The organism is Leisingera sp. ANG-M1, from assembly GCF_000813745.1.
GTDB lineage: Bacteria > Pseudomonadota > Alphaproteobacteria > Rhodobacterales > Rhodobacteraceae > Leisingera.
In genome coordinates this window covers 42,115-42,450 of the sequence record NZ_JWLC01000036.1, presented here as the reverse complement: position 1 = coordinate 42,450, position 336 = coordinate 42,115, and the positions used below count along the sequence as shown (strand labels likewise).

Here is a 336-nt window from a genome sequence, read left to right as displayed (position 1 = left end):
GGCGACGGCCCAAAGGGCAATCAGAACGCCGCTTCAACGTCGCCCATACGGACGTAGACGGACTTCACCTGGCTGAAGTGCTTGATTGCCTCTTTCGAGTTCTCGCGGCCCACACCCGATGCTTTCACACCGCCAAACGGCGCCTCGACCGGCGCGTCGTTGTAGGAGTTGATGAAGCAGCTGCCCGCCTCCAGCTGGCTGATCACCCGGTGCGCACGGGTGAAATCGCTGGTGAAGACGCCGGCCGAGAGGCCGAACTCAGTGTCGTTGGCGCGGGCGATCACTTCTTCCTCGGTGTCGAAATCGAGAACGGACATCACCGGGCCAAAGATTTCC

1 protein-coding gene is annotated in these 336 nt (G+C 61.6%); it reads right to left on the bottom strand.

The annotated features are described in order from the left end of the window. Positions 1-20 precede the first annotated feature (20 nt). A partial coding sequence (locus RA19_RS24715) for an aldehyde dehydrogenase family protein (protein WP_152615871.1) occupies positions 21-336 on the bottom strand: 316 nt, incomplete at its 5' end.